Origin of the sequence: Gordonia jacobaea (genome assembly GCF_001186365.1) — a bacterium.
GTDB lineage: Bacteria > Actinomycetota > Actinomycetes > Mycobacteriales > Mycobacteriaceae > Gordonia > Gordonia jacobaea.
This window is the reverse complement of the sequence record NZ_LDTZ01000015.1, coordinates 603,204-611,668: the sequence shown is the minus strand read 5'-3', so window position 1 is coordinate 611,668 and position 8,465 is coordinate 603,204. Positions and strand designations below refer to the sequence as shown.

The 8,465-nt window shown below is 63.0% G+C and carries 7 protein-coding genes; 5 read left to right on the top strand and 2 right to left on the bottom strand.

The window, feature by feature from the left end; all coding sequences use genetic code 11:
* Window positions 1–479, bottom strand: a 479-nt coding sequence (locus ABW18_RS08795; protein WP_049698651.1) for an alpha/beta hydrolase, incomplete at its 3' end; no start/stop codon positions are given.
* A 69-nt stretch (window positions 480–548) separates the two neighbouring features.
* Between ABW18_RS08795 and pgm the strand changes: the two genes are divergently transcribed.
* The 5 genes from pgm (at window position 549) to ABW18_RS08770 (ending at window position 6,940) form a co-directional block, all read left to right on the top strand.
* On the top strand, window positions 549–2,189 hold the full coding sequence (gene pgm, locus ABW18_RS08790) for a phosphoglucomutase (alpha-D-glucose-1,6-bisphosphate-dependent) (RefSeq protein ID WP_049698545.1): 1,641 nt from the start codon (window positions 549–551) through the stop codon (window positions 2,187–2,189).
* A 117-nt stretch (window positions 2,190–2,306) separates the two neighbouring features.
* Window positions 2,307–3,053 (top strand): DsbA family protein, encoded by a 747-nt coding sequence (locus ABW18_RS08785; protein ID WP_049698544.1) that lies wholly within the window; start codon window positions 2,307–2,309, stop codon window positions 3,051–3,053.
* Window positions 3,054–3,231: 178 nt separating this feature from the next.
* Complete coding sequence (locus ABW18_RS08780) at window positions 3,232–4,026, top strand: YczE/YyaS/YitT family protein (RefSeq protein WP_049698543.1); 795 nt, start codon at window positions 3,232–3,234, stop codon at window positions 4,024–4,026.
* A gap of 112 nt (window positions 4,027–4,138) precedes the next feature.
* On the top strand, window positions 4,139–4,729 hold the full coding sequence (locus ABW18_RS08775; protein WP_049698542.1) for a DUF1269 domain-containing protein: 591 nt from the start codon (window positions 4,139–4,141) through the stop codon (window positions 4,727–4,729).
* A 432-nt stretch (window positions 4,730–5,161) separates the two neighbouring features.
* Window positions 5,162–6,940, top strand: a complete 1,779-nt coding sequence (locus ABW18_RS08770) for an HNH endonuclease signature motif containing protein (protein WP_049698541.1) — start codon at window positions 5,162–5,164, stop codon at window positions 6,938–6,940.
* Window positions 6,941–7,098: 158 nt separating this feature from the next.
* Here the strand turns inward: ABW18_RS08770 and ABW18_RS08765 are convergent, their stop codons facing one another.
* Window positions 7,099–8,304 (bottom strand): aminotransferase-like domain-containing protein, encoded by a 1,206-nt coding sequence (locus ABW18_RS08765; protein WP_152930037.1) that lies wholly within the window; start codon window positions 8,302–8,304, stop codon window positions 7,099–7,101.
* Window positions 8,305–8,465: the final 161 nt, after the last annotated feature.

Sequence of the window (8,465 nt, the reverse complement as noted above, 5' to 3'; positions counted from 1 at the left end):
GCGTCGTAACCGTCGTCGCGCAGTTCGGCTATGCCTTCGGCGGTGCGTCGAGCTGAGGTGAGTGTGTCGGCGTCGCCGTGGATGGCGCGCACGTGGGCGCCTCGACGGATCCGACGCCAGTCGCGATGCTGCCACCACGGGGCCAGTGCGAGTAGGCCGGTGACCCGTGGGTCGGCGCCGAGGTGTGCCGCGACGCGTCCACCCATCGAGTGTCCGATGAGTACGACGGGAACGTCGGGGTTGTCGCGAGTGATCGAATCGAGCGCTGCCCGCGCATACGGCAGGGGGCTTGCCTGGCCGCCGTTCCAGCCGTACACGCGGTAGCGCACCTGCCGTACGTCGACGGCGCTGCCGAACTTCGCGCGGATCGACCACGTGAACGGGTACATCCTCAGTGCTGTTCCCTGGGTCGCTCGGAAAGGTCGGTAGCTCTGGTCGGTGCCACCGGGCAGGACGAGCACGTTGAGTCGCGGAGTCATCGACTCCAGCATGCCGCTGACGGAACAAGGGACTGACGGCGGCGCCGGTTTCGGGCACAATCTAGGACTATGGCTTCTCCTCGTGCCGGCACTCCGGCTCAGCCCGAAGACCTCATCGACGTCGACGCTGTCGTCGGCGCCTATTACGACAGGGTGCCCGACCCGGATGATCCCGGGCAGCGCGTCGTCTTCGGTACCTCGGGGCACAGGGGGTCAAGCCTCGACTCGGCTTTCAACGAAGCACACATCCTCGCGATCACCCAGGCGATCGTCGAGTACCGCACGGGCGCAGGTATCACCGGCCCGCTGTTCATTGGGTTCGACACGCACGCACTGTCGATTCCCGCGTGGAAGTCCGCACTCGAAGTTCTGGTCGCCAACGGGGTGACCGTCTATACCGCAGAAGACGACACCTACACGCCCACACCTGCTGTCAGCCGTGCGATCCTCACCTTCAACGCTGCCAATCCCGGTGTCGAGTCCGACGGCATTGTTGTCACCCCGTCACACAATCCACCGCGTGACGGTGGCTTCAAGTACGACCCGCCGACCGGCGGACCCGCCGATACGACGATCACGTCGTGGGTCGCCAACCGCGCCAACGAGCTGCTTACGGCGAAACTCGATGGGGTCAAACGGATTTCGTTCGAGAAGGCCCGACGCGACGACTTGGTGCACGACTATTCGTTCGTCATGAACTACACCGACGGACTGGGGTCGGTCGTCGACCTCGAGGCGATCCGCAACGCAGGGGTTCACATCGGTGCCGACCCCCTCGGTGGTGCATCGGTCGGCTATTGGGCTGCCATCGGATTCCGCTACAACCTCGACAAGCTCACCGTCGTCAATCCCACTGTGGACCCGACGTTTTCGTTCATGACGCTCGACACCGACGGCCAGATCCGGATGGACTGTTCATCGCCGGACGCGATGGCGTCGCTCATCGATTCGCGTGATTCCTACGACATCGCGACCGGTAACGACACCGACGCCGACCGCCACGGCATCGTCACCCCCGACGGCGGGTTGATGAACCCCAATCACTATCTGGCCGTTGCGATCGACTATCTGTACACGCATCGGTCGAACTGGTCGCCCGATGCCGCGGTCGGGAAGACGCTGGTGAGTTCGAGTCTCATCGACCGAGTCGTCGCCGGTATCGGCAGAAAACTGATCGAGGTGCCGGTCGGATTCAAGTGGTTCGTCGACGGCCTGCTCGATGGCAGCATCGCGTTCGGCGGCGAAGAGAGTGCAGGCGCGTCGTTTCTCATGTTCGACGGCAGTCCGTGGTCGACCGACAAAGACGGCATCATCATGGCGTTGTTGGCGTCGGAGATCTTGGCGGTGACCGGCAAGACGCCGTCGGAGCGCTACCGCGAGCTGGCCGCGGAGTACGGCGAATCCGCTTATGCCAGAACGGATGCGCCTGCCACGCGCGAGCAGAAGGCGGTGCTCGCGAACCTCTCCGCTGATCAGATCACCGCCACCGATCTGGCCGGGGATCCGATCACCGCGGTGATGACGAAAGCGCCGGGCAATGACGCGCCGATCGGCGGAGTGAAGGTGACCACCGCGGACGCCTGGTTCGCCGCACGACCGTCGGGTACCGAGGACAAGTACAAGATCTATGCCGAATCGTTCAAGGGTGTCGACCACCTCGCGAAGGTGCAGGAGCAAGCGCAGGAGGTCGTCGACGCCGCACTGTCGTGACTCGTTGGTGCTGTCGTCAATTGCTGGTGCGTTAGGCTCGCCCGTGGTGCCACGCTGCTGATCGGTGTTGCACACCTGCTCCATGGGAGGGCACGGCGACCACACGAAGGATGATCTGTGACTGACAGGCGTAAGCCACCCGCATCGACGTCAAAACACCAGCCTCGCGCGACGTCGAGCACCTCGACGTATGTGTTGCTGGGAATCGCCGTTGTGGTGGTGATCGCTCTGGTCGTCGGCGGCGTGCTGTGGAACCGCAATCGCGATCACGGCGGAACAGCCAACGAGCAGGTCCTCAATTCCAACGCCGCGTTGATCATCGGTGCCCCCGACTCGAAGACGACGATCGACGTCTTCGAGGACTTCATGTGCCCCGTGTGCAAGCAGTTCGAGGAGCAGTCGGGTCAGGCGATTGTCAGCGCCGTCGATGCGGGCAGGCTTCGGGTTCGCTACCACATGCTGAACTTCCTCAATCGTCAGTCGGCGTCGGGAAGCTACTCGAGTCGTGCCGCGGGCGCACTGCAATGTGTTGGCGCAGGCGAAAACAAGGAGGTCTTCTTCAAGTTCCACTCCGCGCTGTTCGCAGATCAGCCGAAGGAAGGTGGCGACTCCGATAAGTCGAACGCCGACCTGGCGAAGGTCGCGGCCGAGCAGGGCGCCAACGGGGTGACGCAGAAATGCATCGCCGACGGGGCCAAGGTCGCCGAGGGCGAGAAGGCGGCCGAGGAGTCGGAGAATCAACTGGCCAAGGCCACCGGCGGGCAGGTTGCCACACCGACAGTCCTCTCCGGAGGTGTGCCTGTCGACGGAATTCTCAACGGAACCGGCTGGCTCGACGCCCTGCTCGGCAAGGCGAGTGAATAGTCGGGGTAGCGCCATGCTGCCGCAACCCCGCTGCAACGGTCGCAGATCTCAAACACGTTGCGACGACGCGACGCGAGAGCACAATGGCGCGAAATCGCGCGATTGCCGTCGTTTTGGTGGCACCCTGGGTATCACTTGTTATCAGGGGGGCCTGTGACCGAGGCGGTGACGTTCAGCGATGACCGGACCAGACGACAGTCGGGACAACACGCAGTCTGATCGATCTGACGAGCCGGCGACGGGCGGCTCGGACTCACATAGTTCCGACGCCGCATCGTCGACGACGCCGTCAGACTCAACGCTGCTCGACGGCTACTACGTCCGGCGCATCTTCTGGGCTTTGGTGGGAATCGCGGTCCTCTCTCTGGGGTCTGCGGTGCTGCGTGTCGGCCAGGTGGGCGTCGACCCGTACACCGCCGCGAACATCGGCATCAGCAACACGCTCGGGATCGACCTCGGTACCTACCAGTTGATCAGTAACGCAGTGCTTTTCATTCCGATGCTGCTGTGGGGTCGCCAGTACATCGGGATCGGATCGATCATGAACATGATTCTGGTCGGCTACTTCGTCCAGTGGTTCAGCACGTGGCTGGATCCGTACTTTTCCGACAATCCCGCGGCATGGCAGAAGATGATCATGTTCGCCATCGGGATCACCTTCTTCTGTTACGGCGCATCGCTGTATATGACTTCGGCGCTTGGCAATTCGCCCTACGACGCAGTGGCGCCGATCATCGTCGACCACTCGAAAATGCCGTATCGCGCAGTGCGAACATGTCAGGATTTGGTCTTTGTCGTGCTTGCGGTGATCTTCCACGGCACGATCGGTGCGGGCACCGTGGTCACCGCTTTCTTTACCGGACCGCTGATCGAGACCTTCACCGAGAAGGTGAACAAACCGTTGATGCGAAAGGACCTTACGGCCGCCAGTGCGAAAAAATCACGCGTGGTGATGGGGCGATCACACTTCTGACGTCAGGCAACCACACCCCACCGTCACCGATTCACGCTACGGTGTAAATGCGGGGCCGACGGTTCCGTCCGTGGGGGGACGAGTCGTACAACTGTGAAATGGAAGGCAGGACATGACCGAATATGTCGTAGCGATCAGTTTTCCGGAGAACTCAACGACCTACGAGGTGTACAACACCATCACCAACTCCGGCTCTTCGGTCGGACTGGTTGCCGCGGCGATCGTGCAGCGTGACGACGCGGGTCATCTGACGATCACAGAGGGTGGCGATGTCGAGTCCGGCGACGCCACGGTTGGCGGGTCTTTGATCGGCATGCTGATCGGCGTGCTCGGTGGCCCACTCGGTGTTCTGCTCGGATTCGGTCTCGGTGCCGCAGGCGGCGCGCTCGTTGATGCCAGCCGCTCCGACGACCTCGACGACGCGATCACGGAGTTCGGCAAGACCGTTCGCCCCGGCGGCAACGCCATCATCGCGCAGACCGACGAGGCCGACACCGCAGCGCTCGACGCCCTGGTGACCAAGTACGACGGTGCCATCGTGCGTCGCCCGCTTGACGAGGTTCTGGCCGAGCTCGAGGCTCAGCAAGACGCTGCCGAGGCTGCAGCCGAGGCCGCTCGTAAGAAGCTCCACGACGAGAAGAAGGCTGAGAAGAAGGAGAAGCGCGAAGAGCGCGTCGAAAAGCTGAAGGCGAAGTTCTCCTGAGCTGACACCCCTACTGCTTGAACGAGACCCCTTCGACGACGCGTCGAAGGGGTCTCGTTCTGTTTGTGGCGGGTTTGGGTATTGGCGAATCTTCCTGCGGCAGTAGGGACTTCCTCGGGCGTGCGATGTCGGCGACCTGATGTGTGCAGACGAGCGATCCGACGGGCGCCTTCAAGCGCATATGGACTTCTCGATCAACTAGCCGGCTGAGTCGGTCACACGAATCATGTTGTCGTACAAGCGGAGTGGGTCCGCATTGCGTCTGGCGCGGTGAATATCCACAAGTCGATCTTGTGTTCGAGATTTTCTCGACGCTGTCGGTATTGTCGGGTAGTGCAGAACGCATATTCGATATGACGTGGGCGGGGGTGGCGGCACGTAAACAGCAACAGCAATCGCAGCAACAGTGAGAATGGCCGTGCGCCTTCCGCTTTGGCTGCTGCTGCGGTGGGATCGGCGGATGCAGTGGTGGCGGAAAAACTGTCACGGCTTGCCGCGGTGCTGGATGAGTTGGCGGCCGTCGATGTGTCGCTGGTATCCGATGCCGCGCTGGTCGAAGCCACTGTCGAGGCCGAACGGTTAGCACTGCGGACCGCGGGCGCGGTCACCGATCGCTTGATTGTGGAAGCCTCCGACCGCGATCTACCCCGCGCCCTGGGTTTCCGCGATATTCGCAACTTTATGGGGCATGGTCTGCACATCGGTGATCCGGCTGCGCGGCATCGGGTGATCGCCGCGACCGGCTCGTTCACCACGATCTGCGGCGACCGCCTACCACCCGCATGCCCAACTTTGGCCGGCTATGTGGTGGAGGGCCGGGTCGCGGGCGCGCATGTGCGTGCGGTGTTGGAAGTGCTGGAGGCAATCCCCAGTGAAGTGTCGGCCGAGACCAAAGCTGCCGCCGAAGCACAGATGGCCGGCTACGCGGTCCAATTCACCCCTGCCGAAATCACCAACCTCGGTTCACGGTTACTTGCCCATCTGGATCCGGATGGGACGCTGACCACCTCGAAAGACCGCAAACGACGACGCCGCCTGTGGGTGAACCGACAGAACGCGCAACTCATGTCACGGTTAACCGCCGATCTCGATCCGATCGCCCGCGCCCGACTCGATACGGTGCTCGACTCGTGGGCCAAACCCGGTATGAACAACCCGGATGATCCGGAGTCACCTGTCGGTCCGATCACGACCGCGAATGCTGAACAGGTCGCGGCGGCTGCGCTGCGTGATCAACGCTCACCCGCGCAACGCAACCACGACGCCTTCTCCGCACTGTTGGGTCAGGTGTTGGAATCCGGCATGCTCGGCAACACTCACCGCGGGTTACCGATCCAGGTCATCGTCACCACCAGCCTGCACGAACTCGAAGCACAGGCAGGGATCGCACAAACCACATCCGGAACACTGCTGCCGATCCAAGACGTCATCAACATGGCTGCAGTGAGTGGCGCGAGTCAGTATTTGGCGGTGTTCGGTGACCACACCAGCATCCCGCTCTACCTTGGTCGGTCGAAGCGGATCGCCACGTTGGGGCAACGACTCGCCTCTTTCGCCTCACTGGGCGGGAAGATGTGTTCGGCACCCGGATGTAACCAGCCCGCTTCACGGGTGCAGATGCATCACGCCGCCAAAGACTGGGCCGACGGCGGACTCACCGACATCGATCAACTCGTCCCGGCGTGCGATGTGCACAACCGGCGGGTCGGCCCGAAACCTGGGCAGTTCACAACCCGCATGATCACCGACGGCCCCGATGCGGGTCGGGTTGCGTGGCGGCTCAACGCCAAACCCGGCATGCCGGAGAATCCCGAACGCATCAACCGCATCGCCGACGTCAAAGCGGATTTTTACGACTACCTCGCCGCCGAACACGCCAATAACCAAGCAGCAGCGGCTGCACGCGCCACCAGCGCCGGGATCGCGACAGACACAACCGTTACCGGGATTGTGTTGCCGCACTTGGTGCCCAACCCGCCCAGCGGGCGGGTCGAGCTCGCACTGGTGGGCAGGGTGCCTGTCGGCGATATCCCACTGCTGAGCAGGCGGGTCGACATCCGATGGAACCTCCCCAGGCCACTCGAACTCGACCCCGACCCGCCCACAGACCCCAACCCATCAACGGGCCCAGCTCCACCAGGCGGCCTCATCGCACCCCACGGCGTCGACCCGCCAGACAGCCTCGGCTTACCGCTGACCGACGCCGCTTAACCGGCTGCGGCGACCAGGCCGACACGCTGAACTATCCGGACGCAACGTCGAATCTGGTTGTGCCGCAACCCGTCTACACCCCGTCACCACACCCCGGTGGCGGGGCAGGCGCGGTTGAGCAGATCTGCTTGGGGCGACGGATGGAAGCCGGAACGACCTCAGGCCCCAGAGGTAGGGCGAGATTCGCGAAGCTCGGCGGCGTCGTCGATGGCTGTGCGTAGTCGTCGAACTGCTTCGCGAAGTGTGTCGGGTTGCAGGGTCGCGAAGCTGAGTCGTGCACTGTCGGTGAGATCGGCATCGACGGCGAATGCCGAACCCGGAACGAACGCGACGCCGTAAGACAGTGCGACACTCAGGAGCTCGCTGGTGTCGACTCCCGGCAGTCGCACCCAACAGAACATGCCGCCGCTGGGTGAGGTGTATTCGACCGAATCGCCGAGCTCGTCGTCTAGAGCAGACGTCAGGGCGTGTGCGCGGAACGCGTATGCCGAAGCGATCATGTCGATGTGGGCGTCGAACCACGTTGTGTCGGAGAGCAAGTCGGCCACCATGAGCTGGTTGAGCGTCGATCCGCACAGGTCTGCAGACTGTTTCAGTCGTTCCACCAAGTCCACCACAGCGGGCGTCGCGTTCAGCCAGCCAACGCGCAGCGCCGGTGCCAGTGTCTTCGACGCAGAGCCCAGTCGAATCGTGCGTTCGCCGGGGATCGGTGTGGGCGAAGCCCCGTCGAACGACAAGCGTCCATATGGATCGTCCTCGACGATCCAGAATCCGTATGTCTCGGCCAAATCGGCCAGACTGTTGCGGGTCGCAGTGCTCGCGGTTGCTCCTGAGGGGTTGTGGAAGTTGCTCACCGTATGCACTATTCGCGGCCGGACGCCGCGTTCGAGGAGCCTCGAAAGTGCTCCGACGTTCGTACCGTCACTCGTGATCGGCAGGGCCACGATCTCGGCGCGGACGCATTGAAACGCTTGTAGGGCACCGACATACACGGGATCGTCGACGACAACGACGTCTCCGGGGTCGACCAGTGCCTGAGCGAGCAGCGACAACGCCTGCTGAGATCCGTGCGTCAGCAGGATTCGGTGTGGGTCGACGCCTTCGACGCTCGCAACCACATCGCGGCAGAGCGAGACTCCGCGGCTGGTTGTGTACTGCAGCGCATTTGGCTGGCCGATCATTCGCGCAGCGGCGTCGGCTATGCGGTCGACCGGGATGAGGTCGGTGGCGGGAAGGCCGCCTGCGAGACTCAGCACTCCGGGTTGCTCGGTGACCGCGAGGAGGTCGCGAATCGTCGAGCCTCGAACTCCTCGGAGTGCTGCTGACTCGATCGGGACTGTGGGCATTGTCGAGGAATGCGGCATCGCACATCGCTCCTGTTCTCGGGAACTGAACGGGGGAGGTGATGCGGATGGTCACCGGGAAGGCGTGCATCGGGTGGATCGCCTGCCGCAAGACTAGCCGAACGGTCTCACTAAGCGATATCGAAATCCCAAATAGTGAAATCCTTATGATCGTCTTTGCG

Excerpts from the sequence above, each read along its gene's own strand:
- ABW18_RS08765 (WP_152930037.1), bottom strand. The coding sequence starts at position 8,304 with ATGCCGCATTCCTCGACAATGCCCACAGTCCCGATCGAGTCAGCAGCA.
- ABW18_RS08775 (WP_049698542.1), top strand. The coding sequence starts at position 4,139 with ATGACCGAATATGTCGTAGCGATCAGTTTTCCGGAGAACTCAACGACC.
- pgm (WP_049698545.1), top strand. The coding sequence starts at position 549 with ATGGCTTCTCCTCGTGCCGGCACTCCGGCTCAGCCCGAAGACCTCATC.
- ABW18_RS08780 (WP_049698543.1), top strand. The coding sequence starts at position 3,232 with ATGACCGGACCAGACGACAGTCGGGACAACACGCAGTCTGATCGATCT.